Annotated in this window: 22 protein-coding genes; 12 read left to right on the top strand and 10 right to left on the bottom strand. The window is 71.2% G+C overall.

Annotated elements, in window-relative coordinates:
• Positions 1–42: 42 nt before the first annotated feature.
• Positions 43–765: a DUF1707 SHOCT-like domain-containing protein gene (locus ACZ7HT_RS17535; protein WP_471166194.1), complete on the bottom strand. Its 723-nt coding sequence runs from the start codon at positions 763–765 to the stop codon at positions 43–45.
• A gap of 227 nt (positions 766–992) precedes the next feature.
• On the opposite strand from ACZ7HT_RS17535, the gene ACZ7HT_RS17530 reads away from it, so the two are divergent.
• The gene (locus ACZ7HT_RS17530) at positions 993–2666 is read left to right on the top strand and encodes a fumarate hydratase (RefSeq protein ID WP_471166191.1); all 1674 of its coding nucleotides are present in this window, start codon (positions 993–995) and stop codon (positions 2664–2666) included.
• A gap of 183 nt (positions 2667–2849) precedes the next feature.
• The gene (locus ACZ7HT_RS17525) at positions 2850–3479 is read left to right on the top strand and encodes an HAD family acid phosphatase (RefSeq protein WP_471166189.1); all 630 of its coding nucleotides are present in this window, start codon (positions 2850–2852) and stop codon (positions 3477–3479) included.
• A gap of 5 nt (positions 3480–3484) precedes the next feature.
• On the opposite strand, the gene ACZ7HT_RS17520 is transcribed toward ACZ7HT_RS17525, so the two are convergent.
• The gene (locus tag ACZ7HT_RS17520; protein WP_471166187.1) at positions 3485–3988 is read right to left on the bottom strand and encodes a dirigent protein; all 504 of its coding nucleotides are present in this window, start codon (positions 3986–3988) and stop codon (positions 3485–3487) included.
• Positions 3989–4105: 117 nt separating this feature from the next.
• On the opposite strand from ACZ7HT_RS17520, the gene ACZ7HT_RS17515 reads away from it, so the two are divergent.
• Positions 4106–4729, top strand: coding sequence for a lipoprotein (locus ACZ7HT_RS17515; RefSeq protein WP_471166184.1), 624 nt, complete (start codon positions 4106–4108; stop codon positions 4727–4729).
• A gap of 59 nt (positions 4730–4788) precedes the next feature.
• Here ACZ7HT_RS17515 and ACZ7HT_RS17510 read toward each other — a convergent pair whose 3' ends face one another.
• Positions 4789–6318: a ricin-type beta-trefoil lectin domain protein gene (locus ACZ7HT_RS17510; RefSeq protein WP_471166182.1), complete on the bottom strand. Its 1530-nt coding sequence runs from the start codon at positions 6316–6318 to the stop codon at positions 4789–4791.
• Positions 6319–6434: 116 nt separating this feature from the next.
• Between ACZ7HT_RS17510 and ACZ7HT_RS17505 the strand changes: the two genes are divergently transcribed.
• The 3 genes from ACZ7HT_RS17505 to ACZ7HT_RS17495 all read left to right on the top strand — a co-directional run bounded on the left by ACZ7HT_RS17505 (position 6435) and on the right by ACZ7HT_RS17495 (position 11242).
• Positions 6435–7835, top strand: coding sequence for a class II fumarate hydratase (locus ACZ7HT_RS17505; RefSeq protein ID WP_471166179.1), 1401 nt, complete (start codon positions 6435–6437; stop codon positions 7833–7835).
• Between the two features lie 298 nt (positions 7836–8133).
• The gene (gene fomD, locus ACZ7HT_RS17500; protein ID WP_471166177.1) at positions 8134–8799 is read left to right on the top strand and encodes a cytidylyl-2-hydroxypropylphosphonate hydrolase; all 666 of its coding nucleotides are present in this window, start codon (positions 8134–8136) and stop codon (positions 8797–8799) included.
• A 310-nt stretch (positions 8800–9109) separates the two neighbouring features.
• On the top strand, positions 9110–11242 hold the full coding sequence (locus ACZ7HT_RS17495; RefSeq protein WP_471166175.1) for a SpoIIE family protein phosphatase: 2133 nt from the start codon (positions 9110–9112) through the stop codon (positions 11240–11242).
• Positions 11243–11302: 60 nt separating this feature from the next.
• Here the strand turns inward: ACZ7HT_RS17495 and ACZ7HT_RS17490 are convergent, their stop codons facing one another.
• Entirely contained in the window at positions 11303–13516 is a 2214-nt protein-coding gene (locus tag ACZ7HT_RS17490) for a transglycosylase domain-containing protein (RefSeq protein ID WP_471166173.1), read from the bottom strand.
• A 271-nt stretch (positions 13517–13787) separates the two neighbouring features.
• Between ACZ7HT_RS17490 and ACZ7HT_RS17485 the strand changes: the two genes are divergently transcribed.
• The 3 genes from ACZ7HT_RS17485 (at position 13788) to ACZ7HT_RS17475 (ending at position 17429) form a co-directional block, all read left to right on the top strand.
• The gene (locus ACZ7HT_RS17485; protein ID WP_471166170.1) at positions 13788–14312 is read left to right on the top strand and encodes a PadR family transcriptional regulator; all 525 of its coding nucleotides are present in this window, start codon (positions 13788–13790) and stop codon (positions 14310–14312) included.
• A gap of 67 nt (positions 14313–14379) precedes the next feature.
• Positions 14380–15063, top strand: coding sequence for an ABC transporter ATP-binding protein (locus tag ACZ7HT_RS17480; protein ID WP_471166168.1), 684 nt, complete (start codon positions 14380–14382; stop codon positions 15061–15063).
• Entirely contained in the window at positions 15060–17429 is a 2370-nt protein-coding gene (locus ACZ7HT_RS17475) for an FtsX-like permease family protein (protein ID WP_471166165.1), read from the top strand. The genes ACZ7HT_RS17480 and ACZ7HT_RS17475 overlap by 4 nt, the downstream gene beginning before the upstream one ends.
• A 123-nt stretch (positions 17430–17552) precedes the next feature.
• Here ACZ7HT_RS17475 and ACZ7HT_RS17470 read toward each other — a convergent pair whose 3' ends face one another.
• Positions 17553–18503, bottom strand: a complete 951-nt coding sequence (locus ACZ7HT_RS17470; protein ID WP_471166162.1) for a LysR substrate-binding domain-containing protein — start codon at positions 18501–18503, stop codon at positions 17553–17555.
• Between the two features lie 134 nt (positions 18504–18637).
• Here ACZ7HT_RS17470 and ACZ7HT_RS17465 point away from each other — a divergent pair, with 134 nt between their 5' ends.
• Together ACZ7HT_RS17465 and ACZ7HT_RS17460 are read left to right on the top strand one after the other, a co-directional pair.
• Positions 18638–19192 (top strand): peroxiredoxin, encoded by a 555-nt coding sequence (locus ACZ7HT_RS17465; protein ID WP_471166159.1) that lies wholly within the window; start codon positions 18638–18640, stop codon positions 19190–19192.
• Between the two features lie 13 nt (positions 19193–19205).
• Positions 19206–19739 (top strand): alkyl hydroperoxide reductase, encoded by a 534-nt coding sequence (locus tag ACZ7HT_RS17460; protein ID WP_471166157.1) that lies wholly within the window; start codon positions 19206–19208, stop codon positions 19737–19739.
• 52 nt (positions 19740–19791) lie between these two features.
• On the opposite strand, the gene ACZ7HT_RS17455 is transcribed toward ACZ7HT_RS17460, so the two are convergent.
• From ACZ7HT_RS17455 to ACZ7HT_RS17435, 5 genes are all read right to left on the bottom strand, one after another.
• Positions 19792–20466, bottom strand: coding sequence for a hypothetical protein (locus tag ACZ7HT_RS17455; RefSeq protein WP_471166154.1), 675 nt, complete (start codon positions 20464–20466; stop codon positions 19792–19794).
• Complete coding sequence (locus ACZ7HT_RS17450) at positions 20463–21890, bottom strand: AI-2E family transporter (RefSeq protein ID WP_471166151.1); 1428 nt, start codon at positions 21888–21890, stop codon at positions 20463–20465. Before ACZ7HT_RS17450 ends, ACZ7HT_RS17455 begins: the two co-directional genes overlap by 4 nt.
• A gap of 112 nt (positions 21891–22002) precedes the next feature.
• A complete protein-coding gene (locus ACZ7HT_RS17445; RefSeq protein ID WP_471166149.1) occupies positions 22003–22713 on the bottom strand; it encodes an aggregation-promoting factor C-terminal-like domain-containing protein in 711 nt (236 codons plus the stop codon).
• Positions 22714–23090: 377 nt separating this feature from the next.
• Positions 23091–24416 (bottom strand): PhoH family protein, encoded by a 1326-nt coding sequence (locus ACZ7HT_RS17440; RefSeq protein ID WP_471166146.1) that lies wholly within the window; start codon positions 24414–24416, stop codon positions 23091–23093.
• A gap of 329 nt (positions 24417–24745) precedes the next feature.
• Positions 24746–25507, bottom strand: coding sequence for an isoprenyl transferase (locus ACZ7HT_RS17435; RefSeq protein WP_471166144.1), 762 nt, complete (start codon positions 25505–25507; stop codon positions 24746–24748).
• A gap of 111 nt (positions 25508–25618) precedes the next feature.
• Here ACZ7HT_RS17435 and mgrA point away from each other — a divergent pair, with 111 nt between their 5' ends.
• Complete coding sequence (gene mgrA / locus ACZ7HT_RS17430) at positions 25619–26656, top strand: L-glyceraldehyde 3-phosphate reductase (protein ID WP_471166141.1); 1038 nt, start codon at positions 25619–25621, stop codon at positions 26654–26656.
• Positions 26657–26720 lie beyond the last annotated feature (64 nt).

Genomic DNA, 26720 nt, shown 5'->3' with positions numbered 1-26720 from the left:
CCCCCCGGAGCGCCCGCCTCGCTCCGGGCGGTCCCGTGCGCGTCAGTGTCCGAGGTTCTTCTTCAGCCTGCCCTGGAGGTCGGTGATCCACTTGCCGCGCTTGGGTCTGGCCTCGACGTTCCCGAAGACCGAGTAGCCGTTGATGACGACGACGGGGGCCTGCGGGTCGACGCCTTCCAGGGTCACGACCTCGAAGTTCCCGAAGATGCCGGTGCCACTGCCGCGCAGGCTGATGTTCTCCGGGACGCGCACCTCGACGTTCCCGAAGATCGAGGTGGCGTTGATGGTGGTGAGGCGCTGGGCGAAGATCGACTCGGTCAGGTCGATCTCGATGTTCCCGAAGAGCGCGAAGGCGTTCGTCCGGCGGCTGACCCGCCAGCGGCCCTTGCGGGTCGTGCTGGAGAAGATCGCGACGAGGTTGTCCGCGGGGCCCTCGGTGTCGTCGGGGCCGTAGGCGACGGCCTCCGGTGCGGCGTCGCGGGCGGTGCGGGCGCCCGGCAGGTCGCGGACGATCGGCTCCAGCTCGCCCACGGTCTTGGCCCGGTAGACCGCGTCGATCCGGTCCGAGTGCTCCTCGGGGTCGAGCCGGCCTTCGGCCAGGGCGTCCCTGAGGATGTCCGCGATCCGGTCCCGGTCCGCGTCCGAGGCCCGCAGCGAACCCCGCGGATCGGCGAAGGCCGGCTCGGCGGGTGAGGTCGTGGCGGGGGCGGCCGGACGCTGCGGCTGCGGCTGCTTCTCGGGTTCGGGCTGCTTTTCGAGGTCCACGGAGTCAGCGTAGCGACACGCGATAGATCGCGACCAGAGGGAACACCCCGGTCCCGTCCCCTAGGGGATGCCCCGGGCGAAGCTCCCGATCACGCCATTCCGGCGGGGTCCGCGCCCCCAGTGAGCCTTACCTCACAGGATCCGCGCCGCGCCCGGGTCTTACGCTGGACCGTGCGCCGCCAACGGAGGCGGCGCCGCTGTCTGCCGAGTGAGGAATGGCCGCCGTCATGCCTGAGTTTGCGTACTCCGATCTGCTCCCCCTGGGAGAGGACACCACGCCCTACCGCCTGGTGACCTCCGAAGGTGTCTCCACCTTCGAGGCCGACGGGCGTACGTTCCTCAAGGTCGAGCCCGAGGCGCTGCGCACCCTGGCCGCCGAGGCCATCCACGACATCCAGCACTTCCTGCGCCCGGCCCACCTGGCCCAGCTGCGCCGGATCATCGACGACCCGGAGGCGTCGGGCAACGACAAGTTCGTCGCGCTCGACCTGCTCAAGAACGCGAACATCGCCGCCGCCGGCGTGCTGCCGATGTGCCAGGACACCGGTACCGCGATCGTCATGGGCAAGCGCGGCCAGAACGTCCTGACCTCCGGCCGCGACGAGGAGGCCCTGTCCAAGGGCATCTACGACGCGTACACCAAGCTGAACCTGCGCTACTCGCAGATGGCCCCGGTGACCATGTGGGAGGAGAAGAACACCGGCTCGAACCTGCCCGCGCAGATCGAGCTGTACGCGACCGACGGCGGCGCGTACAAGTTCCTCTTCATGGCCAAGGGCGGCGGCTCGGCCAACAAGTCCTTCCTCTACCAGGAGACCAAGGCCGTCCTGAACGAGGCCTCCATGATGAAGTTCCTGGAGGAGAAGATCCGTTCGCTCGGCACGGCGGCCTGCCCGCCGTACCACCTGGCGATCGTCGTCGGCGGCACCAGCGCCGAGTTCGCGCTCAAGACCGCGAAGTACGCCTCCGCGCACTACCTGGACGAGCTGCCCACCGAGGGCTCGGCCGAGACCGGCCACGGCTTCCGCGACAAGGAGCTGGAGGAGAAGGTCTTCGAGCTGACGCAGAAGATCGGCATCGGCGCGCAGTTCGGCGGCAAGTACTTCTGCCACGACGTCCGCGTCGTCCGCCTCCCCCGCCACGGCGCCTCGCTGCCCGTCGCGATCGCCGTGTCCTGCTCGGCCGACCGCCAGGCCGTCGCGAAGATCACCGCCGAGGGCGTCTTCCTGGAGCAGCTGGAGACCGACCCGGCGCGCTTCCTGCCGGAGACGACCGAGGAGCACCTGGCCGCGGACGAGGACGTCGTGAAGATCGACCTCAACCAGCCGATGGACGAGATCCTCGCCGAGCTGACCAAGTACCCGGTCAAGACCCGTCTCTCCCTCAGCGGCCCGCTGGTCGTGGCGCGCGACATCGCGCACGCCAAGATCAAGGAGCGTCTGGACGCGGGCGAGGAGATGCCGCAGTACCTGAAGGACCACCCGGTGTACTACGCGGGTCCCGCGAAGACCCCCGAGGGCTACGCCTCCGGCTCCTTCGGCCCGACGACGGCCGGCCGCATGGACTCGTACGTGGAGCAGTTCCAGGCGGCGGGCGGCTCGAAGGTCATGCTGGCCAAGGGCAACCGGAGCAAGCAGGTCACGGACGCGTGCGGCGCGCACGGCGGCTTCTACCTCGGCTCGATCGGCGGCCCGGCCGCGCGTCTCGCGCAGGACTGCATCAAGAAGGTCGAGGTCGTCGAGTACGAGGAGCTCGGCATGGAGGCGGTCTGGAAGATCGAGGTCGAGGACTTCCCGGCCTTCATCGTCGTCGACGACAAGGGCAACGACTTCTTCCAGAACCCGGCCCCCGAGCCGACGTTCACGCACATCCCGGTGCGTCAGGGTTCGCAGCTCTCGTAAGGTCTCCCGCGGCTCACGCGGAGCCCCTCGGTCCGGTCCGGACCGGGGGGCTTCGTCGTGCGCGGATGTCGATCTTCGCTCAGAAAGTGGCTACCGACCGGTAGCCCTCTCGTCACCTACTGGTCAGTATGGGTCGCGAGCATGTCAACCACTGAGCCGGTTCGACCCACTCGGGAGCCCCCCATGTCCTCCGTTCCCTCCGCCAAGGCCACCGCCACGGCCCTCGGCCTGACGGCCCTCCTCGTCGTCGGTGCGGCGCCCGCCGCCTCCGCCGCCGACCCGGACACCCACCTCACCTCGGCCGCGGCCCTCGCGGACGTCGACTACACGACCTGGCGCCACGACGTGGCCGCGGTCGTCGACCAGGCCCGCCCGTACATCGAGGAGCGTGCCGAGGACGCCGGCCACGAGAAGCAGGCGATCGTCCTCGACATCGACAACTCCTCGCTGGAGACGGACTTCCACCCGTTCTGGGAGCTGCCGACCCCGGCCATCCCCGAGGTCCGTGCCCTGGTCGCCGACGCCCACGCGCGCGGTGTGGCCGTCTTCTTCGTGACGGCCCGTCCGGGGATCATCTACTCCCTGACGGACTGGAACCTAAAGAAGGCCGGCTACCCCGTCGACGGTCTCTACGTGCGCTCGCTCCCCGACCTGTTCAGCGAGGTCAGCGCGTACAAGACCGAGAAGCGCGCCGAGATCGAGGCCAAGGGCTACACGATCATCGCGAACATCGGCAACAACACGACCGATCTCGTCGGCGGCCACGCCGAGCGCGCCTTCAAGCTCCCGGACTACGGCGGCAAGCTGTCGTAACGGGCTCACCGCGTGGTGATGTGGAACTCCATCTGGTCGTAGTCCCCGTCGGGGCTCGTCCGGATGTATCCACGCGCCTGCGTGAAGTCTCCGGTGCCGCCGGTGACGGCGAGGTCGAGGGCGGCCGGCGCCTCGTTCGTGATGTCGACGGTGGCGAGGGCCTGGGCGGTGATCTGTCCGCCCGGGCCGCCGTTCAGGACGATGGTGCCGACGCAGTTCATGTCGGCCTGGTCCCCGGAGACGCGCACCACGGTGCAGGTCACGCCGTCACGGCCGACCTTGGCGCCGCCCTTGTCCTTGTAGAGGTCGTCGGCGAAGGTGACGACGTCCCCGACCTTGGGCGCCGGCGGGCTCTCACTCGCTCCCCCGCCTGGGACCTCCTTGGCGAAGAGCGTGAACTCGAACCCGTCGCCGTTGTCGGCGTGGGCCGGGGCGGTGGCGGCCGCGAAGGAGACCGCCGCGACCGTGGTTGCGCAGAGCGCGCCGATCCTCCTGAAGCTGCGGGTCATGTCCTGCCTCCCGTGGGATGGGGGTCCCCCTCGGCACGCTTCACATTGTGCGGCGATCACCGCCGTCTCGCCCGTTCGGAGCAATCCCGGGGCGGCCCCGTGGGGGATCATGGCGCCATGTCAGAGAGAGCACGAGCGATGCGTACGGCCGTCCCCGCCGCCCTGGTGGCGGCCGGGCTGCTGCTGACCGCCTGCGGCACGACCCCGAAGCCCGACGCCCCGGCGGCCGGGGCGGCCCCGCGGAAGACCGCTGCCGCCAAGGCCGCGGCCACGCTCGGCGGCCCCGGTTCCCCCTGCGCGCTGCCCGTCTCCTTCGCGCTCGCCGAGGACTGGGAGCCGGAGGCGGTCAAGGACCCCGAGAACCCGGAGTTCGCCGCGCTCACCCGCCAGGGCCCCGCCACCGTCCGCTGCGAGGTCGACGCCAAGCCGTCCGGGAACATCGGCTACCTGCGCGTGTGGACGGCCCCGAAGGGCCCCGCCCGGACGGCTCTCGAAGGCTTCGTGCGGGCGGAGAAGGGGAGTTCGGGCGCCACCTACCGGGAGACGAAGGCGGGCGCCCTGCCCGCGACCGAGGTGATGTACACCGCCGACGGCAAGGAGGAGCGGGCCTTCGCCGTCGCCACCCCGAGGGGAACGGTCATCGTCCACCTCGGCGGGCTCGACACCGGCGAGCACCGGGCGATGCTCCCGGCGTACGAACTGGCGAAGAGCACGACGAAGAGCACGACGAAGACGCTCTGAGCATGACCGAGGCCCCCGTCCCGCACCGGACGAGGGCCTCGGCGTTCCTGGGGTGGCCCCTACGCGAACTTCTGGTTCGCGGAGCCGTCGCAGTTCTGGAGCCGGACCGGCTCCTTCGCCGCGCTCTGGGCGAGGCAGAGTCCGGTCGCGGCGGCGGGGCGGATGGTCGCGCCGTCACGGACGAACTTCTGGTTGGCGGAGCCGCTGCAGTTCCAGATGATGAGCGCCTTGCCGGTCTGGTAGACGGCGGCGGGCACGTCCAGGCAGCGGTCCTGGGTGAGCTGGGTGTGGAGGGTCTGCCGGGCGGAGTCGTACCACCAGCCCTGGTTGCGGCCGCCGTGGCAGTCCCAGCCGAGGACGCCGGTCCCGTTGGCCGACTCGGCGGCGTTCACGTCCAGGCAGTTGCCGGTGGCCTGGTTCTTCAGCGGCTTGTACGCGTCGTCCCAGGCGACCGGGAAGAGCGTCGGGGTGCCGGAGGAGTTGACGTCGGCGCAGCTCGCCTCGCGCAGGCCCGAGTTGTAGATCTGGGTGAGGCAGGACGCGAAGGCGCCGTGGCCGCTCTTGTTGGGGTGGAAGGACTGGCGTACGGAGTTCTCGTCGAGGCCGCCGGGCTTGGAGAGGTCGATGTAGAGGCCCCGGGCCCAGGTGTCCTCCATGCAGACCTCGTGGCCGTTGAAGAGCCGCGAGTCGTCGAGGAAGACGGCCCCGGTGTCGGCGGCGACGGTGCGCATGCCGCGCTCGAAGGCGGGGACGGCGCTGTTGCGGCCCCACTTGGTGTCGGAGTCGTAGCCCATGCCGCCGCAGGCGAGCTTGCCCGGGAAGTTCGGGTTGTCGTAGAAGTCGGGGCCGATCGGGCTGGGGTAGCCCATGACGACGAGCTTGTAGTCGCCGTCGGCGTATCCGGCGTCGCGCATGACGGTCTTGAGGTCGCGGACGGTCTGCTCGACCTTGGGGACGAGCGCGTCGACGCGGGCCTGCCAGCCGGGGGCGTACTTGGGCTCGCAGGTGCCCTGGCTGAGGACGAAGCGCTGGACGCAGTCGGTCATGACGGGCCCGAACTGCAGGTCGTCGTTGGCGCCGGCGACGAGCAGGACCATCTTGATCCGCGTGTTGCGGGCCTTGACGGCGAGGTTGTCGCTCTGGACGAGCTCGTCGGCGTACTGCTTGGAGCCGCCGATCCGGATGTTGCCGGTGTACGCGCCGGAGCAGGCCACGTTGAACGTGAGGTCCGCGGGGATCCCGGTGCGGTGGATGGCGGCGTCCGGGGAGCGGTGGCACCAGTTGGCGGGTCCGTTGGTGGGCGACTCGTACGTGCCGACGCCCTCGCCGGAGATCTCGCTGTCACCGAGTGAGATCAGGCCGGTCTTGCGCTGGGCGAGCGGGCGCTCCTCGGGGCTTCCGTAGATCTTGGTCGCCTCGGCGGCCCGGACCGCCTCCAGCTCGGGAGAGAGCGGTACGGAGGTGATTCCGGCCGTGGTGCTCGTGTCGGCCGCGCCGGCGGGGGCGGCTGCGGTCATGCTGCCGAGGGCCGCCGCGGCGGCGGCGACGGCCGCTACGGGCCAGCGGAGTCTGGACCTGGTGCGCTTCACTGCGCCTCCTGGAAGTGGGGTTACCCACGGTTTTTACTGGCCGGTACGCGCCTTGGGAATACATCGAACAAGACAAGTGCTCATCTTTTTCGGAGAGTTCAGAGAGGTTGAGGAACATGAACGAGGCTGACGGCTACCGGATCGAACACGACTCCATGGGCGAGGTGCGGGTCCCCGCACACGCCAAGTGGCGGGCCCAGACCCAGCGGGCCGTGGAGAACTTCCCGGTCTCCGGCCAGCGCCTGGAGCGCGCCCACATCGAGGCCCTGGCCCGGATCAAGGCCGCCGCCGCCAAGGTCAACGCCGAGCTCGGGGTGATCGACAAGGACCGCGCCGAGGCGATCGTCGCGGCGGCCGGGGAGGTCGCCGAAGGGCGCTGGGACGAGCACTTCCCGGTGGACGTCTTCCAGACCGGCTCCGGCACCTCGTCCAACATGAACACCAACGAGGTGATCGCCACCCTCGCCGGCGAGCGGCTCCCCGAGGGCCGCGAGGTCCACCCCAACGACCACGTCAACGCCTCGCAGTCCTCGAACGACGTCTTCCCCTCGTCCATCCACATCGCGGCCACCGCCGCCGTCACCCGCGACCTGATCCCCGCCCTCGACCACCTGGCCGCCTCCCTTGAGCGAAAATCAGCCGAATTCGCGACGGTGGTGAAGTCCGGCCGTACGCATCTGATGGACGCCACCCCGGTCACCCTGGGCCAGGAGTTCGGCGGCTATGCGGCCCAGGTCCGGTACGGCGCCGAGCGGTTGCGCACCGCACTCCCCCGGCTCGCCGAACTCCCCCTCGGCGGCACGGCGGTGGGCACCGGCATCAACACCCCGGCCGGCTTCTCCGCCGCCGTCATCGCCGAGGTCGCCCGCGCCACCGGACTGCCGCTGACCGAGGCCCGCGACCACTTCGAGGCCCAGGGCGCCCGCGACGGCCTGGTGGAGACGTCCGGGCAGCTCAGGACCATCGCGATCTCCCTCACCAAGATCGCCAACGATCTGCGCTGGATGGCCAGCGGCCCCCGCACCGGCCTCGCCGAGATCAACCTCCCCGACCTCCAGCCCGGCTCCTCGATCATGCCCGGCAAGGTGAACCCGGTGATCCCCGAGGCGGTCCTCATGGTCGCCGCACAGGTGACCGGAAACGACACCACGGTGGCGGTGGCGGGCGCGGCCGGGAACTTCGAGCTCAACGTGATGCTGCCGGTGATGGCCAAGAACCTGCTGGAATCCGTACGGCTTCTCGCCAACGCCTCCCGGCTGCTCGCCGACCGCACGGTCGACGGGATCACCGCGAACGCGGAGCGCGCCCGCGAGTACGCCGAGTCCTCGCCGTCCGTGGTCACCCCGCTGAACAAGTACATCGGCTACGAGGAGGCCGCCAAGGTCGCGAAGAGGTCCGTCGCCGAGCGGAAGACCATCCGCGAGGTGGTCCTGGAGTCCGGCTACGTCGAGCGGGGCGACCTCACCGTCGAGCAGCTGGACGAGGCGCTGGACGTGCTGCGGATGACCCGGCCGTAGGACGGGCGCACCGGCCGGTGGCCGGAGGACGGGCGCAACCGCCGGTGACCGGAGGCCGTGACGGAGCCGCCCCCGGGGTCCGGCGGGCAGGCCGGCGGTGACCGGCCGGTAGGGAACCAGCCGGTAGGGAACCGGTCGGTAGGGAACCGGTCGGTAGGGAACCGGTCGGTAGGGAACCAGCATGTGAGGAACGGGCCGGTAGAGAACCGGCCGGTAGCCGGATCGTCCATGTCCGGTAGCCGACTCCTCCGTGATCTGTGCCGCAGCGGTCGTGGGAGCGCGCCCCTAAGATCTGCGCATGACAGGATCGGGCGGCTCACAGCACTGGGCGCCGGGGGACCACATCCTCTGGCGCTACCGCGGCAACGGCACCGGCGCGGTGCACATCTGCCGGCCGGTGACGGTCGTGCAGGACACGCCCGAGCTGCTCGCGGTCTGGATGGCGCCCGGCACCGAGTGCGTCCGGCCGGTGCTCGCCGACGGCACCTCCGTCCACGACGAGCCGCTCGCCACCCGCTACACCGCCCCGCGCACCACCCAGCGCGCGCGCTGGGCCGGCAGCGGCGTGCTGAAGCTCGCGCGGCCCGGCGAGCCGTGGTCGGTGTGGCTGTTCTGGGAGCGCGGCTGGCGCTTCCGCAGCTGGTACGTGAACCTGGAGGAGCCGCGGACCCGCTGGTCCGGCGGCCTCGACTCCGAGGACCACTTCCTCGACATCTCCGTCTACCCCGACCACAGCTGGCTCTGGCGGGACGAGGACGAGTTCGCGCAGGCCCAGCGGTCCGGCCTGATGAGCGCGGCGCAGGCCGCCGGGGTGCGGGCGGCGGGGGAGCGCGCGGTGGAGCGGATCAAGACGTGGGGGGCGCCGTTCGCGGACGGCTGGGAGGACTGGCGGCCCGATCCGGCATGGCCTGTTCCGGAACTGCCGGCGGACTGGGATCGCACTCCGGCGCACACGGCGCCGTGAGACCCTTGATGCGCCCCAGGGGTTCAAACGTAGGATCGTCCTCCGCACGGCAGAGACCGACCGAACACCACGTCAGACCGACCGACCAGCACGTCGACGACTCAGCACAGCACAGGACCTGACCAGAAGTCATCCAGAGGGGGAGAGCAGTGCCGGACGTGTGCCCGGGTGTTGCGCCCCCCGCCGTTGCCGCAGCTCGCGGAACGTCCAGATCCGCAGCGTACAAGGGGTTTACCCCCTGCGAAGGCGCGGCATCGGCGAGAAGAGCGAGTGCATCGCACCACCGGCCCGGACGGACGGAATCCCACGCGTGACGGAGCATCCCACCTCCCACGAAGGCCGGCAGCCCCTGGCTGCCCGGTCGCAGGAACGCGCGCGCCCTCGCCAGGAGGCGGCGGCCGGCCTGCCCTCCGACGTGCCGGGCGGCCCGGCGGCCCCCGCGACCCCGGTCCCGGACGTCCCCGCGCAGCCCGCGGGCCCGGCGCCCGCGGGCACGGGCACCTCCGGCGGCACGGGCCACCCCGACACGGCGGGCGGCACGGACCACCCGAGCACCGCGGACGCCACGGCCCACCCCGGCGCACCCGGCTCTTCCACGGGCACGGGGCACCCCGGCACTCCCGACTCTTCCGCCGGTACGGCTTATCCCGGCGCGCCCGGCTCCTCCACAGGCACGGGGCACCCCGGTGCCGTCGCGGTCGCCGTCTCCCCGCAGCGCCCGGGCGGGGAGGCCCGCGGCGGGGACGGCTCCGGCCGGCGCGAGGGCGACCGGCTGCGGTTCGTCGGCGCCGCGACCCGGCGCATCGCGCGCGGCATCGACCTGGACGAGATCGTCCTCGGCCTGTGCCGGGCCACCGTGCCGACCTTCTCCGACGAGATCCTGGTCTACCTCCGCGACCCGCTCCCGGTGGGCGACGAGCGGCCGGTGGCGCCGTTCGTGCTGCGTCTGCGCCGCACCGACCGGCTCCGGTTAAGCGATCTGGAGGGCGAGGAGCTCGTCCTCGTACCCGATCCGGATCCGACCCCCGCGGCCGAACTCTGCGAGGTGCGGTCCGGCGGGGCGCTGGCCGAGGTGCTGCGCGGGGTGCGGCCGGTCTTCGGCGACTCCGCTGCCGCCAAGGCGGCGCTGACCGAGCTGCTCGGCCCCGAGCACCCGCTGCCCGGGGGGCTGCGGGCCGTCCTCGCGCCGCTGCGCGGCCGGCGCCGGGTGATCGGCGCCGCCGTGTTCCTGCGGCGCCCCGAGCGGGCGGGCTTCGAGCCGAACGACCTGCTCGTCGCGGCCCAGCTGGCCACGCACACCGCGCTCGGCATCGACAAGGCCGTGCTGTACGGCCGTGAGGCGTACATCGCGGACGAGCTCCAGCGGACGATGCTGCCGGACTCGCTGCCGCAGCCGACCGGCGTCAAGCTGGCCTCGCGCTACCTCCCGGCGGCCGAGACGGCGCGGGTCGGCGGCGACTGGTACGACGCGATCCCGCTGCCCGGCAGCAGGGTCGCCCTGGTCGTCGGCGACGTCATGGGCCACTCCATGACCTCGGCGGCGATCATGGGCCAGCTGCGTACGACCGCGCAGACCCTGGCCGGGCTCGACCTGCCCCCGCAGGAGGTCCTGCACCACCTGGACGAGCAGGCGCAGCGGCTCGGCGAGAACCGCATGGCGACCTGCATGTACGCGGTGTACGACCCGGTCTCGCACCGGATCACCGTCGCCAACGCCGGCCATCCGCCGCCGATACTGCTCCACCTGGGCGGCCGCGCCGAGGTGCTGCGGGTGCCGCCCGGCGCCCCGATCGGTGTCGGCGGGGTGGACTTCGAGGCGGTCGAGCTGGACGCCCCGGCCGGTGCCACGCTGCTGCTCTACACGGACGGTCTCGTCGAGTCCCGGCTGCGGGACGTGTGGACGGGCATCGAGCAGCTGCGGGAGCGCCTCGCGGCGACCGCGCAGCTGACGGGCCCTGACCACTCGCCGCCCCTGGAGGCGCTCTGCGACGACGTCCTCGACATGCTGGGCCCGGGCGACCGGGACGACGACATCGCGCTGCTCGCGGCCCGGTTCGACGGGATCGCGCCGAGCGACGTGGCGTACTGGTTCCTGGAGCCGGAGGACGCGGCTCCGGGGCGGGCCCGGCGGCTCGCCCGGCGGGCGCTGGCCCGCTGGGACCTGGAGGAGCTGACGGACTCGGTCGAGCTGCTGATCAGCGAGGTCGTGACGAACGCCGTGCGGTACGCGGAGCGTCCGGTGACCCTGCGGCTGCTGCGGACGGACGTGCTGCGCTGCGAGGTCGGCGACGACTCCCCGCAGCTGCCCCGGCAGCGGCGGGCGCGGGACACCGACGAGGGCGGGCGCGGTCTCTTCCTGGTGAACCGGCTGGCCCGGCGGTGGGGGGCGACCCGTCTGTCGGGCGGCAAGGTGGTCTGGTTCGAGCTGTCCACCCGTACGTAGGGCCACGCGGGACGACCGAAGGCCGGACCCCCTCTCGGGGTCCGGCCTTCGGTCGTGTCGTCAGCGCGGCGGGCGGGTGGTGCCGTTGAGCCCGGGGTCGCCGCCGGCGTCCGGCGGCTGGATCGACGTCGGCGGGGCCGTGGGCTCCTGGGTCGCCGTCGGCTCCTGGGTGGGCGTCGGCGGCGTGGTGACGGGGTCGGTCGTCGGCGGCGGCGTGGTGGCGGTGTCGGTCGTCGGCGGGGCCGTCGGCTCGTGGGTCGCCGTCGGCTCGTCGCTGGGCTCGTCCGTCGGGGCCTCGGTGGTCGCGGTCGGGTCCGGCGCCGTGCCGTCCGTGGAGCCGCCTTCGGTCTCCAGGTCGAAGCTCGCGTCCGAGCCGCCGTTCAGCGCGCGCTCGGTGTAGTCGCCCCAGATCTGTGCGGGCGTGCGGCCACCGTTGGCGCGGCCGGGGTTGATGGTGTCGGTGAGGGTGACCTGGTTGCCCTTCTCGTCCTCGCCGAAGAGGCCGACGGCGGTGACGAGCTCGGGGGTGTAGCCGACGAACCAGGCGGAGCGGTTGTTCTCGGAGGTGCCGGTCTTGCCGGCGGCCTCGTAGTCGCCGGCGGCGCGGAAGCCGGAGCCGCTGCGCACGACGCCGGTCATGGCCTGGGTGGCGGTGTCGGCGGCCTTGCGGGTGACGACCTGGTCGCCGATCGGCTGGGTGCCCTTGACCGTGCGGTCCTTGTGCTCGGCGGTCTTCACGAGGGTCGGGGTGACCTTCTTGCCGTGGTTGTCGAGCGTGGCGTAGGCGCCGGCCATGTCCATGGTCGAGGCGCCCATGGTGCCGAGCGAGATGGCGGGGGTCTCGGGGAAGCCCGCGCCGTCCTTCATGCCGATCGCGAGGGCGGTCTGCTTGGCCTTGGCCGGGCTGACGTCGACGATCATCTGGGCGTAGACCGAGTTGATCGAGCTGTTGGTGGCCTTCTGGACGGTGACGGGGCCGTAGCTCTCGTCGTCCTCGTTCTCCGGCGCGAACGCGATGGCGCTGCCGACGACGGGGCGCTTGCTGGTTCCGTCGTAGACGGTGCCGAGGCCGATCTCGCGTCCGTCCTGGGTGGTCGCGTGGTTGTCGACGGCGGAGGCGAGGACGATCGGCTTGAAGGTGGAGGCGGGCTGGTAGTCGCGGCGGGTCGCGTTGGACATCCAGTGCTCGGTGGCGCCGACGCCGCCGTACAGCGCGACGACCGCGCCGGTCTTCGGGTCGACGGAGGTGGCGCCGGCCTGGACGGTGGCCTGCTTCTTGTCGCCCTTGCGGTCGAGCTTGGCCTCCAGCTGCTTGTCGACCGCCTTGACGAGGTCCTTCTGCTTCTTCTCGTCGATGTTGAGCGTGATCGTCCAGCCGCCGGCCTTGATGTCCTCCTCGCTGACGCCCTGGCGCATCAGCTCCTGGTTGGCGGCCTCGACGATGTAGCCGGTCTGGCCCTCCATGCCGGGGGCGGGCTTGGGCTTCTGCGGGACGGGGAACTTCATGCCGGCGCGCTCGGAGGGGCTGAGCCAGCCCTCGCCGACCATGTTGTCGAGGACGTAGTTCCAGCGGTCCTCGACGAGCTTGCGGCCGGTGGTGCTCGCGGAGGTCCAGTCGTACTGGTTGGGCGCCTGGAGCAGCGAGGCGAGGTAGGCGCCCTGGGCGGTGGTGAGCTTGGTGGCGTCGACGCCGTAGTACGAGCGGGCGGCGGCCTGGATGCCGTAGGCGGAGCGGCCGTAGTAGCTCGTGTTCATGTAGCCGGCGAGGATGTCGCTCTTGTTCATCTTCTGGTCGACCTTGAGGGCGATGACCATTTCCTTGAGCTTGCGGGTCGCCGTCTGGTCCTGGCTCAGGAAGTAGTTCTTGACGTACTGCTGGGTGATCGTCGAGCCGCCCTGCTTGCCCTTGCCGGTGATGGTGTTCCAGGCGGCGCGGGTGGTGCCCTTGATGTCGACGCCGTTGTCCTTGTAGAAGGTCTTGTTCTCGGCGGCGACGAAGGCGCGCTGGACCGGCAGGGGGATCTTGTCGAGGCCGACGATCTCACGGTTGATCTTGCCGGTGCGGGCGAGGATCTTGCCGTTGGAGTACTTGTAGATGTTGCTCTGCATCGTCGCCTCGGCGTTGGCCGACGGCACCGGGACCAGCAGGTAGACGACGTAGAGGGCGCCCATGCCGAGCAGGCAGAACACGATGAAGGTGCCCAGGAGCTTCTTCCAGGTGAAGATGCGGCGTATGCCCCGCTTCTTCGCCTTCCCCTTGTCCGGTCGGCCCATGTGTCCCGTCGCTCCACTCGTCTTGTGTTCCGGCGCCCTCGGCGCTGAGCCCGTCCACGCCGGATCAGCTCGGCAAGCCAGCTAACACCGACGAGGCGGACAAAGGACAACCGATCACGTCTTTTCCGGACGTGAGAATCAGCACCCACGCCCAGAGGAACCGACGCTCGGGTGGACCGGATGGTTGCGTGAGGGACTGATTCCGTTTAGTCACGCCCGCTGGACACGCGGCTATACATCCCACGTATACACCCCGTGTACAGTGAGCGGCATGTCCATCGGTCACACCCTCCTCGGGCTCCTGGAGTCCGGACCGCGCCACGGCTACGACCTCAAGCGCGCCTTCGACGAGAAGTTCGGCCAGGACCGGCCGCTCCACTACGGCCAGGTCTACTCGACCATGTCCCGGCTCCTGAAGAACGGCCTCGTGGTCGTCGACGGCATCGAGGCCGGCGGCGGCCCCGAGCGGAAGCGGTACGCGATCACCGAGGCCGGCATCACCGATGTCGCCCAGTGGCTCGCCACCCCCGAGAAGCCGGAGCCGTACCTCCACTCCACGCTCTACACCAAGGTCGTCCTGGCCCTGCTCACCGGCCGCGGCGCCGCCGAGCTCCTCGACACCCAGCGCGCCGAGCACCTGCGCCTGATGCGCGAGCTCACCCGCCGCAAGCGCGACGGCGACCTCGCCGACCAGCTCATCTGCGACCACGCCCTCTTCCACCTGGAGGCGGACCTGCGCTGGCTGGAACTGACCGCGGCCCGCCTCGACGCGCTCGCCGAGGAGATCCGACGATGACCTCCGTCCCGCCGCGGAAAGAAGATCCGCCGATGACCTCCGCCCGGCTGCGGAAGGAGATCCGCCGATGACCTCCGTCCCGCTCCTCGGCGCCACCGGCCTGGACAAGGCCTACGGCCCGACCCCGGCCCTCGCCGGCGCCGACTTCGCCCTCCGGGCCGGCGAGGTCGTCGCCGTCATGGGCCCCTCCGGCTCCGGCAAGTCGACCCTCCTCCACTGCCTGGCCGGCATCGTGCGCCCCGACGCCGGCACCATCACCTACGACGGACGCGAGCTCACCGCGCTCTCCGACGGCGCGCGCAGCGCCCTGCGCCGCACCGACTTCGGCTTCGTCTTCCAGTTCGGCCAGCTCGTCCCCGAACTGACCTGCGTCGAGAACGTCGCCCTCCCGCTCCGCCTGAACGGCGAGAAGCGGAAGACGGCCGAGGCCAGGGCCGCCGAGTGGCTCGCCCGCCTGGAGGTCGACGGCATCGCGGGCAAGCGCCCCGGCGAGATATCCGGCGGCCAGGGCCAGCGCGTCGCCGTCGCCCGCGCCCTCGTCACCGCCCCGCGCGTCATCTTCGCCGACGAGCCGACCGGCGCCCTCGACTCCCTCAACGGCGAGCGGGTCATGCGGCTCCTCACCGACGCCTCCCGGGACACCGGCGCCGCCGTCGTCCTCGTCACCCACGAGGCCCGGGTCGCCGCGTACTCCGACCGCGAGGTCGTCGTCCGGGACGGTTCGGTACGGGACACGGAGTGGGCCGCATGAGTCCCGGCACCTGGGCCCGCGACCTGACGCTCGGCGCCCGGTTCGCGGTCACCGGCGGCCGCTCCGGCCTGCTCCGCACCCTGCTGACCGCGACCGGCGTCGGCTTCGGCGTCACCCTGCTGCTGCTCGCCGCCTCCTTCCCGAACATGCTCTTCCAGCGGGAGGTACGGGAGTCGGTGCGCGCCGTCGACGGCAGCGAGCAGGTCACCTCGCCCCGCCCCGACTCCTTTCTCCACCTCGGCCGGACCACGGTCTACCGGGACGAGGCCATCAGCGGTCTGCTGCTGCGGCCCGAGGGCGACGCACCCCCGGTCCCGCCGGGCGCGCCCTCGTTCCCCGAGGCCGGCGGGATGCTGGTCTCCCCCGCGCTCGGCGCACTGCTCGACTCCCCCGAGGGCGCCCTGCTCAAGAAGCGGCTCCCCTACAAGGTCGTCGGCACGATCGGCCCGGCCGGACTCATCGGCCCCGCCGAACTGCGGTACGTCGCGCACGTCGACTTCCTGGACCGGGACAACCTCGACGGACGCGGCACCCGCTACGGCTGGTCCGTGCCCGAGGAACCGATGAACGCGTTCCTCATCCTCCTCGTCGTCGTCGCCTGCGTCGTCCTGCTCCTGCCCGTGCTCGTCTTCATCGCGACCGCCGTCCGCTTCGGCGGCGAGCAGCGCGACCGGCGCCTGGCCGCGCTCCGGCTGATCGGCGCGGACACCGCCATGACCCGGCGGATCGCGGCCGGCGAGTCCCTCGCGAGCGCGCTGCTCGGCCTCCTCGTGGGCCTCGGACTCTTCGCGGCGGCCCGGCAGTTCGCGGGCGCCTTCACCATCTGGGACGTCAACGCCTACCCCGGCGACGTCGTGCCGATGACCGGCCTCGCCATGCTCGTCCTCGCCGTCGTCCCCGTCGCCTCGGTCGTGGTCACCCTCTTCGCCCTGCGCGGGGTGGCGATCGAACCGCTCGGCGTCGTCAGGACCTCACTGCCGCGCCGCCGCCGGCTGTGGTGGCGCCTCCTGCTCCTCGCGGCCGGCATCGCCCTCCTCGTCCCGCTCATCGGCGACGTGCACGTGAACGAGACCAGCATCGACAGCGTGGGCGTCGCGGCCGGCACCACGCTCGTCCTCATCGGCCTCACCACGCTCCTGCCGTGGCTCGTCGAAGCGGGCGTCAAGCGGCTGCGCGGCGGCCCCGTGGCCTGGCAGCTCGCCGTCCGCAGGCTCCAGCTGAGCAGCGGCACGGCGGCCCGCGCGGTCAGCGGCATCGTCGTCGCGGCGACCGGGGCGATCGCCCTCCAGATGCTCTTCCAGGCGATGGAGGGCCAGTTCACCCAGTACAGCGGCGAGGACACCTCCCGCGCGCAGATCGCGCTCGGCTTCGACGCGGAGAACGCCGACGACGCCCGCGGGATCATCGACCGCGTGCGGCGGACCGAGGGCGTCAGCGGCGTGATCGGCGTCGTCGAGTCGCGCGTGTGGCGGCCCGGGCCCCTCAAGCAGGGCGAGGAGTTCGCGCCGATGGTCTCGCTGCGGGTCGGCGACTGCGCCTCCCTCGGGGAGTTCGCCACGCTGCCCTCCTGCACCGACGGCGACGTCTTCGTGTACCTCGCGCACGGCAGGCAGGGCACCCCGGACGACTCCTACGTCACGAGGGCCGTCCGGCCCGGCGCCACGGTGGCCCTGAGCGACCCGCATCCGCACCCGAGCGCCCCGAAGCGCCCGAAGGGCCCGCTGCCCCAGTGGCGCGTCCCCGCCGACGCCAGGACCGTCGACTCCCGCCCGGACCCGACCGGCATGTACGAGTACGGCGTCCTCGCCACCCCGAAGGCGCTCGCCGGGGCCCGGCTCGACGAGCCCGACGCCCAGGTCATGGTCCGGCTCGACCCGGCCGTGCCCGACGCCGCCGACCTCGTACGGAACGCGGCGGACGACATCGACCCGACGGCCTGGGTACGCACCCTCAAGGACACCGAGCGCGACGCCGCGTTCTCCAGCGTCCGCACCGGCATCCTGGTCGGCTCCACCCTGACGATGCTCCTGGTGGCGGCCTCGCTCCTGGTGGCGACCCTGGAGCAGCTCAGGGACCGCAAGCGGCTGCTCTCCTCGCTGGTCGCCTTCGGCACCCGGCGCTCCACCCTGAGCTGGTCGGTCCTCTGGCAGACGGCGGTGCCGATCCTCCTCGGCCTCGTCCTCGCCGTGGCGGGCGGCCTCGGCCTGGGCGTGGTCCTGCTGAAGATGGGCGGCCAGCGGGTCCAGGACTGGTGGGGCTTCCTGCCGGTCGTCGGGATCGGCCTCGGTCTGATCGCGGCGGTGACGCTGCTGAGCATGCCGGTGCTGTGGCGGCTGATGCGGGCGGACGGACTGAGGACGGAGTAACCCGTCGTTCGCACGTACGAGCAGAGGGGCGTCGGTTCCTGGCACCGGGGGTGTCAGGAACCGGCGCCCTCCGCACGTGTCTCCGTACGAGTCAGGCGCCGTCCGCACGTGTCTCCGTACGGGTCAGGCGCCCTCCACCACCCGCACCGGGAGCCCGCTCATCGCCTCGCGCAGCGCCTCCGCCAGTTCCTCGAACTCGGCGTGCCGGGCCGCGCCCGTCCGCATCGCGAGGGCGATCCGCCGCGAGGGCGCCGGTTCGGCGAACCGCCCGGTCCACAGCGCGGTGTTACGGGCGGTCTCGACGGTCACGGCGGTGCGGGGCAGCAGGGTCACCCCGAGCCCGCCGGCGACGAGCTGCACCAGCGTGGCGAGCCCGGCGGCGGTGGTGGTGACCTCGGCGCCGTCGGTGCGCCCGGCCTCCCGGCAGATGTCGAGGGCCTGGTCGCGCAGGCAGTGCCCCTCGTCGAGGAGCAGCAGCCGGAGCTCCTTGAGGGCCTCGCGCGGGATGCCGTCGCGCCCGGCCAGCTGGTGGCCCTCCGGGGTGACCAGGACGAAGTCCTCGTCGAAGAGGGGGAGTTCGGTGACTCCGGGCACCCCGAGCGGCACGGCGAGCAGCAGCAGGTCGAGCCGCCCGGCGGCGAGCCCCTCCAGGAGCGAGGAGGTCTGCTCCTCGTGGACCTGGAGGTCGAGTTCGGGGTAGCGGCGGTGGACGAGCCGCAGGACGGTGGGCAGCAGGTACGGCGCCACGGTCGGGATCACCCCGAGTCGCAGCACGCCCGTGAACGGCGCCTGGGCGGCCTCCGCCTCCTCCATCAGCTCCGCCACCGCGTCGAGGACGGTCCGGGCGCGCAGGGCGAGCCGCTCCCCCGCGGGCGAGAGCAGCACCTTCCGCGTCGTACGCTCGAGGAGCTGGACACCGAGTGCCTCTTCGAGGGCCGAGACGGCGCCCGAGAGGGCGGGCTGACTCATCCCGATGGCCGCCGCCGCATCGCGGAAGTGCAGATGCTCGGCGACGGCGACGAACGCCCTGAGCTGGGAGAAGCTGGGCTGCTTCGTGCGCCGGACGGAAACCACTGATAACCACCTTCGATCAACACGACCGAGTCTAGCTATTTCACTGATCAATGCACCCCGTGCCAGTATGTGAGACACGTCCAACCCCCACGGAAGACCCCAAAAGGGATCCTTCCTGCTTGCAAGGAGAGCGCGTGCTCACTGTCGGTGACAAGTTCCCCACCTACGACCTGACCGCCTGCGTGTCGCTGGAGAGCGGCAAGGAGTTCGCGCAGATCGACCACAAGGCCTACGAGGGCAAGTGGCGCGTGGTGTTCTTCTGGCCGAAGGACTTCACCTTCGTCTGCCCGACCGAGATCGCCGCGTTCGGCAAGCTGAACGACGAGTTCGCCGACCGTGACGCCCAGATCCTCGGCGTCTCGGGCGACTCGGAGTTCGTGCACCACGCCTGGCGCAAGGACCACGCCGACCTGCGTGACCTGCCCTTCCCGATGCTGGCCGACTCGAAGCACGAGCTCATGCGCGACTGCGGCGTCGAGGGCGAGGACGGCTTCGCCCAGCGTGCCGTGTTCATCGTCGACCCGAACAACGAGATCCAGTTCACGATGGTGACCGCCGGCTCCGTCGGCCGTAACCCCAAGGAGGTCCTGCGGGTCCTCGACGCCCTGCAGACCGACGAGCTCTGCCCGTGCAACTGGAACAAGGGCGAGGGCACCCTCGACGCCGCCGCCCTCCTCGCCGGCGAGTAAGGGCGGACCCGACATGGCTCTCGACGAACTGAAGTCCGCCATACCGGACTTCGCCAAGGACCTGAAGCTGAACCTCGGTTCGGTCATCGGCAACAGCGACCTCCCGCAGCAGCAGCTGTGGGGCACCGTCCTCGCCTGCGCGATCGCCTCGCGCTCGCCGAAGGTGCTCAGGGAGCTGGAGCCGGAGGCCCGGGCGAACCTGAAGCCCGAGGCGTACCAGGCCGCCAAGTCCGCCGCAGCGATCATGGCGATGAACAACGTCTTCTACCGGACCCGGCACCTGCTGTCGGACCCCGAGTACGGGACGATGCGCGCCGGCCTGCGGATGAACGTCATCGGCAACCCGGGCGTCGAGAAGGTCGACTTCGAGCTGTGGTCGCTGGCCGTCTCCGCGATCAACGGCTGCGGCCAGTGCCTGGACTCGCACGAGCAGGTCCTGCGCCAGGCCGGTGTCGACCGCGCCACGATCCAGGAGGCCGTGAAGATCGCCGCGGTGATCCAGGCCGTCGGCGTCACGCTGGACGCGGAGGCCGTGCTCGCCGAGTAGGTCCGAGCCGTACGAGAAGGGCCCCGGGGCTGTCCGCCCCGGGGCCCTTCCGTCATTTCCTGAGCGCGGCCATGAAGGCCAGCAGGTCCTGGGTCATGGGGACGTCGATCCCGGAGAGGTCGGTCGGCTCGACATCCACGACCGGGTTCCCCTTCTCGTCGGTGCTGTACTGCCGGCTCACGGTCAGCCCGATCTCGGCCTGTCCGTCGAGGACCCTGAGCTCCCCGCCCGAGCCTCCGTGGTCGTCGAAGAAGGCCTCCTCCCCGAGCCCTTCGACCGGCGTGACGAGGCCGTAGTTCTTCACCTGGGCCGCGAACTCGGGGCCCGGGTCCGTCACCTTGTGCAGGGTGTACTCGACGGAGACGGTGTACCCCGATTCCACCGAGCCGAAGGTGATCTCGCAGGACGTCCGGTACAGGCCCGGCTCGTCCACCTCCGGCCCGACGCCCTCCTGGACCCGCTTGCCGAGGATCCCGCCCAGCGCCTTCAGCTTCGCCGCCGGGCAGGGCGTCACCTTCAGCGGGTACCCGCCGATGTCGACGCCCGGTTCCTTCTTCTGCCCGTACGCGTACAGTCCCCCGCCCCACACCGCCGAGGCGAGCACCGCGCCGCCGAGCGCCCACAGCCAGGGGCGGCGGGCCCGGGGCGGGCGCGGCGGCGGGGCCTCGGTGAGCACCTCCGGGGCGTCGAAGTCCGCGCCGCCCACGAGCTCCGGTTCGGATATCACCTGGCCTCCGCCTCGATCGTGCCGGGCGCCGGGACCGGTGCCACGGCGAAAGCGGTCGCGCCGCGCGGTTCGGGGGTGCTGAGGAGGGCCTGTTCCGTGCTGTACGCGCGCAGGTAGCCGACGACCGTGTTGAGGACGGCGACCAGGGGTACGGCGACGACGGCGCCGCCGATGCCGGCGGTGAGGCCGCCGGCGGCGACGGCGAGGACGACGGCGAGCGGGTGGACGCGGACGGCCCGGCCGAGGATGAAGGGCTGGAGGATGTGGCCTTCGATCTGCTGCACGGCGAGGACGACGACGAGCACCATGAGGGCGGTGAACACGCCGTTGGTGACGAGGGCGACGACGCAGGCGAGGGCACCGGAGATGACGGCGCCGACGAGCGGGATGAAGGCGAAGAGAAAGATGAAGACGGCGAGCGGGACGGCCATCGGCACGTCGAGGAACCAGAGTCCGAGGCCGATGAAGACGGCGTCGATGAGGGCGACGAGGACCGTGCCGCGCACATAGGCGGTGAGGGTGCGCCAGGCGCGCGGGCCCGCGCCGGCGACGCCGGGCCGGGCCTGGGCGGGCACCAGCTTGAGCGTCCACTCCCAGACCTTCTTCCCGTCGTAGAGCAGGAAGAGGGTGCAGAACATGGCGAGCAGGATGCCCGTCATGGCCTCCACGATGACGGTGACGCCCTGGAGTCCGACGGAGGTGATCTGCTCGGCGTTGGCTCCGATGGCCTCGCTGAGGTTCTTGGCGATCTCGTTGATCTGCTGCTCGGTGACGTGGAAGGGGCTGTCGAGCAGCCAGTGCTTGAGTTCCTCGATGCCGTCCTTGACGCGGTCGGACAGGTTGTCGACGTTGTCCATGACCTGCCAGACCACGAACCAGCCGACCAGGCCCATGACGACGAAGCCGGAGACGGCGGTGACGGCGGTGGCGAGTCCGCGGGGCAGGCCCTTGCGGCGCAGTATGGCCACGGTGGGCTGGAGCAGGGCGGTGATGAGGAGCGCGGCGACGAAGGCGAGGACGACCAGCTGGACGGAGCTGATCACCTTCATCAGCACCCAGACGGTGCCGGCGAGGACGAGCAGCCGCCAGCCCGCTTCGGCGGCGACGCGCATGCCCCAGGGGATGGCGGCGACGGGGTCGGGGCGGGCGGCGACGGCCGGCGCGTAGGAGGGGGGTGCGGGGACGGAGCGGCCGGGCTCGGCGGTCTCGGCGGTCTCGGCCTCCGGGAGGGGCGCGGGGGGCTCGGGGGCGGCGTCCGGCGGCGCGGGGGCGGGCGGAGCCTCGTACGGGACCTCGTCGGGGGTCTCGTACGGCGGTCCGAGCGGATCGTCCCGCTCCGCCTCGGCCCGGCGCTCGTCGAGGCGTTCACCCATGCGGCTCAGGCTCTCGCCGAGCCGGCCCAGCAACCCTGGCACTCTGGACATCTCTTTCTCCTTCCCCCGCAGGTCCCACCCCGCCCGTTCCTCCTCGGGAACCTACACGCAAGAAGCCCCCCACCGTAGGACGGTGAGGGGCTCTCGGAGGTTGAGCGCGGTACTAGTACCAGCGGTTGGCCTGCCAGAAGGACCAGGCGCCACACGGGCTGCCGTAGCGGCTGTCCATGTAGTTGAGGCCCCACTTGATCTGGGTGGCGGGGTTGGTCTGCCAGTCGGCGCCGGCGGAGGCCATCTTGTAGCCGGGGAGGGCCTGCACGAGACCGTAGGCGCCCGAAGAGGCGTTGGTCGCGCGGTAGTTCCAGCCGGACTCGTGTTCCACGATGTTGCTGAAGCACGAGAACTGGTCGGACGGCATCATCTGCCGGGCCATCGCCTTGACGTCGGCGATGCTGTAGGAGCCCTGCGCGGCGAAGGAGCTGGCGCTGCGGACGGAGGAACGGTTGGCGCGCTCCTCGGCCTCCTTGCGCTCCTTCTCGGCCTTCGCCTCGGCGGCGGCCTTGTCGGCGGACTTCTTCTTCGCCTCGGCGTCCTTGGCGGCGCGGATGCGGGCGGACTCCTCCGCGGACTTCTTCGCGGCGGCGTCGGCGGCGGCGGCCTGGACGTCGGCCTGCTCCGAGAGGGACGAGACCTGTACCTGGGCCTGCTCGCCCGCGGGGATGTCCGCGAGCAGCGTGGTGCCGGCCGCGGTGGCCTCGAAGTTGTCGTCCGAAGGCTGCGCGGCGTTGCCCGTGGCAACACCGGCGATGGCGCCGACAGTGGTGACCGCAGTGGCCGAAGCCACCGCGAATCCCCGGACCGAGATCCGGCTCACACGGTTTCCTTCCAGCACGTCCGCACAGGTGACCACGCGGGCGAAATCGTGCCCCTGGCACTGGTCTCCGACGTACGGGGTCACAGAAGACACGGGCCCGTGGTGCTGTGGGCGGCATACGACGACGGCTGTGGAGTTGTGTGGTGCGGTGCGCACCCCTGAGGGTGCACGTGTGCCGTATGCGGGGCCTGACGGAAGCAAGACTTTGCCGGACGGCGACACCGCAAGGCAATTCCGTGTTGCGTGTGAAAGCTCACACCTGGGTGGACGCACGGGATTTGGCGGATAACGGCGACAGCGCGGCGCCGCCCGGCTAAGCTCCTGCGCTTTGCCGGGCGGCGCCAACTCCCGTACCCCTACAGAAGGGTACGAACCGGTCAGATCGACACGTCCTCCAGCATCTCCGTCACGAGCGCGGCGATCTGGGAGCGCTCGGAGCGGGTGAGGGTGACGTGGGCGAAGAGCGGATGCCCCTTCAGTTTCTCGACCACGGCGACGACTCCGTCGTACCGGCCGACCCTGAGGTTGTCGCGCTGGGCGACGTCATGGGTCAGCACGACCCGCGAATTCGCCCCGATACGGGACAGAACGGTCAACAGGACGTTCCGCTCCAGGGACTGGGCCTCGTCCACGATGACGAAGGCGTCGTGGAGGGAGCGGCCCCGGATGTGGGTGAGCGGCAGGACCTCCAGCATCCCGCGGCCGAGCACCTCCTCGATGACGTCACGGCTCGCGACCGAGGACAGCGTGTCGAAGACCGCCTGGGCCCACGGGCTCATCTTCTCGGACTCGCTGCCCGGCAGGTATCCGAGCTCCTGGCCGCCGACCGCGTACAGCGGACGGAAGACCATCACCTTCTGGTGCTGACGGCGCTCCAGGACCGCCTCCAGGCCCGCGCAGAGCGCGAGCGCGGACTTGCCGGTGCCGGCCCGGCCGCCCATGGAGATGATGCCGACGTCCGGGTCGAGGAGCAGGTCGAGCGCGATCCGCTGCTCGGCGCTGCGGCCGCGGAGCCCGAAGGCCTCCCGGTCACCCCGGACGAGCCGTACGTTCCCCTCGGCCGTGACCCGGCCGAGCGCCTTGCCGCGCTCGGACTGGAGCACCAGGCCCGTGTGGACCGGAAGCTCGGCGGCCTCCGGGACGTACAGCGAGTTCTCCTCGTAGAGCAGGTCCACCTGCTCCCCGGAGAGCGCCAGCTCGGACATCCCGGTCCAGCCGTTGTTGTCCGTGATGGCGAGCTCGGCGCGGTACTCCTCGGCGAGGAGCCCGACCGAGGAGGCCTTGATGCGCAGCGGCAGGTCCTTGGAGACGACCGTGACGTCGTACCCCTCCGCCTGGAGGTTGCGCGCGACCGCGAGGATCCGTGAGTCGTTGTCCCCCAACCGGTAGCCGGCGGGCAGGATGCCGGGGTCGGAATGGTTGAGTTCGACACGCAGGGTGCCGCCCAGGTCCCCGACGGGGAGAGGGGCGTCGAGGCGTCCGTACCGGACCCGGAAGTCGTCGAGCAGGCGCAGCGCCTGCCGGGCGAAGTAGCCGAGTTCGGGATGGTGCCGCTTGGCCTCCAGCTCCGTCACGACGACGATCGGGAGCACCACCTCGTGCTCCTCGAAGCGCGAGACGGCGTTGGGGTCGGCCAGCAGGACGCTGGTGTCGAGAACATAGGTGCGCCGGTCGGAAAGGCGGCGCTTCGTGCTGGTCACCACGGAAGGACAGACCCCCTCGGAAGACCCCTGTGAGGTCGGGGTGCGACGGAACCGGTGTCGCTGCGGAATGGGACCGGGTTCAGGCCGCGATGCGCGGGCCGAACCACGGCCCTCCGCTTCTCCCGTACGTGTCCCGCACGGTCGTCCTGGTGCAAGGGGCCTCCCGGGTGGCGGTCTCCGTGCCGCTCACTTCACCAGGGATATGCCCTCGAACACCCTCTGCCATGCCATGGCATATGACGACGTGTTCATGAACAAGAGATGATCGGTTCCGACCGGGGATGACCGACCGCGAGGTCAGGTCCCGTGGCGCTCAGGTTCCGCAGCGCTCAGGTCCCGTAGCGCCGGTGCCGGGCCGCGTAGTCGCGCAGCGCGCGCAGGAAGTCGACCTTCCGGAAGGCCGGCCAGTGGACCTCGCAGAAGTAGTACTCGGAGTGGGCGCTCTGCCACAGCATGAATCCGGACAGGCGCTGCTCGCCGCTGGTGCGGATCACCAGGTCCGGGTCGGGCTGACCACGCGTGTACAGGTGCTCCGAGATGTGCTCGACGTCGACGATCTCGGCGAGCTCCTCGAAGCTCGTCCCCCGCTCCGCGTGCTCCAGGAGCAGCGAGCGGACCGCGTCCGCGATCTCCTGCCGGCCGCCGTAGCCCACGGCGACGTTCACGAGTATCCCGGTGTTGCCGCGGGTGGCCTCCGCGGCCTCCTTCAGCACCATCTGCGTACGGGAGGGCAGCAGGTCCATCGTGCCGACGTGGTGGACCCGCCAGCGGCCGTCGGCGGCCAGCGCGCGCACGGCGTTCTCGATGATGCCGAGCAGCGGGACGAGCTGCTCCTCGGGGCGGTTCAGGTTGTCCGTGGAGAGCATCCAGAGCGTGACGACCTCGACGTCCGTCTCGGAACACCAGCCGAGCAGCTCCTGGATCTTGTCCGCGCCGGCCTTGTGTCCCTGCTCGGGGGTCCCACCGGACGCCTTGGCCCAGCGACGGTTCCCGTCGAGGATGACCCCGATGTGCTTGGGCACCTGGGTGTGGTCGAGGCGGCCTTCCACCCGGCGTGCGTAGAGCCCGTACACCAGGTCGCGCAGGTTCACTGTTCTTTACCCCTCCATGCAGTGTCGGCCCCCCGAAGCCGCCAGACTACTGCGGACGGGGAACGAGCTCACAGACCGGGACTGTCACAAGTCCGTGATAAGCAGAGATACGTGACTGATTCCCCCCTCTACCGCGCCTCCGCGGACCGCTACGACGCCATGGAGTACCGCCGCACGGGCCGCTCCGGCCTCAAGCTCCCGGCGATCTCCCTCGGCCTCTGGCACAACTTCGGCGACGACAAGGTCCTCGACACCCAGCGCGCGATCCTGCGCCGCGCCTTCGACCTCGGCGTCACCCACTTCGACCTGGCGAACAACTACGGGCCGCCGCCCGGCTCCGCCGAGCTGAACTTCGGCAAGATCTTCGCCCAGGACTTCGCGCCCTACCGCGACGAGCTGATCGTCTCGACCAAGGCCGGCTACGAGATGCACCCCGGCCCGTACGGCGAGTGGGGCTCCCGCAAGTACCTGATGTCCTCGCTCGACGCCTCCCTCAAGCGGATGGGCCTCGACTACGTCGACATCTTCTACTCGCACCGCTTCGACCCGCACACCCCGCTGGAGGAGACGATGGGGGCCCTCGCCTCCGCCGTCCAGCAGGGCAAGGCGCTGTACGTCGGCGTCTCCTCGTACAGCAGCGAGCAGACCGCCGAGGCCGCGCGGATCCTCCAGGACATGGGCGTCCGGCCGCTCATCCACCAGCCCTCGTACTCCATGATCAACCGGTGGACCGAGGAGGACGCCCTCCTCGACACGCTGGAGGCGGCCGGCATGGGCTGCATCTCCTTCGTCCCGCTCGCGCAGGGGCTGCTCACCAACAAGTACCTGAAGGGCATCCCGGAGGGCTCGCGGGCCACCCAGGGCAAGTCCCTCGACCCGAACCTGCTCTCCGACGAGGTGCTGAGGCGGCTGCGCGGCCTCGCCGACATCGCCCAGCGGCGCGGGCAGACCCTCGCCCAGCTGGCGCTGTCCTGGGTGCTGCGGGACGAGCGGATGACCTCGGCGCTGATCGGCGCGTCCAGCGTCGCCCAGTTGGAGGAGAACGTGGTCGCGCTCGCGGGCCCGCCGCTGACGGACGAGGAGCTCAAGGAGATCGACTCGTTCGCGGTGGACACCGCCGGCGCGAACATCTGGTCGCGCCGGGGCTGACGCCCTGGTTCCTCCCCTGGCCCCGGGGGCCGGTCCCGCTGGGCTCCGGGGGCATGGTCCCGCT

This window comes from Streptomyces sp. NPDC037410 (genome assembly GCF_055602235.1).
The sequence above is the reverse complement of the archived record's forward strand: the minus strand, read 5'-3'. Positions and strand labels throughout refer to the sequence as shown.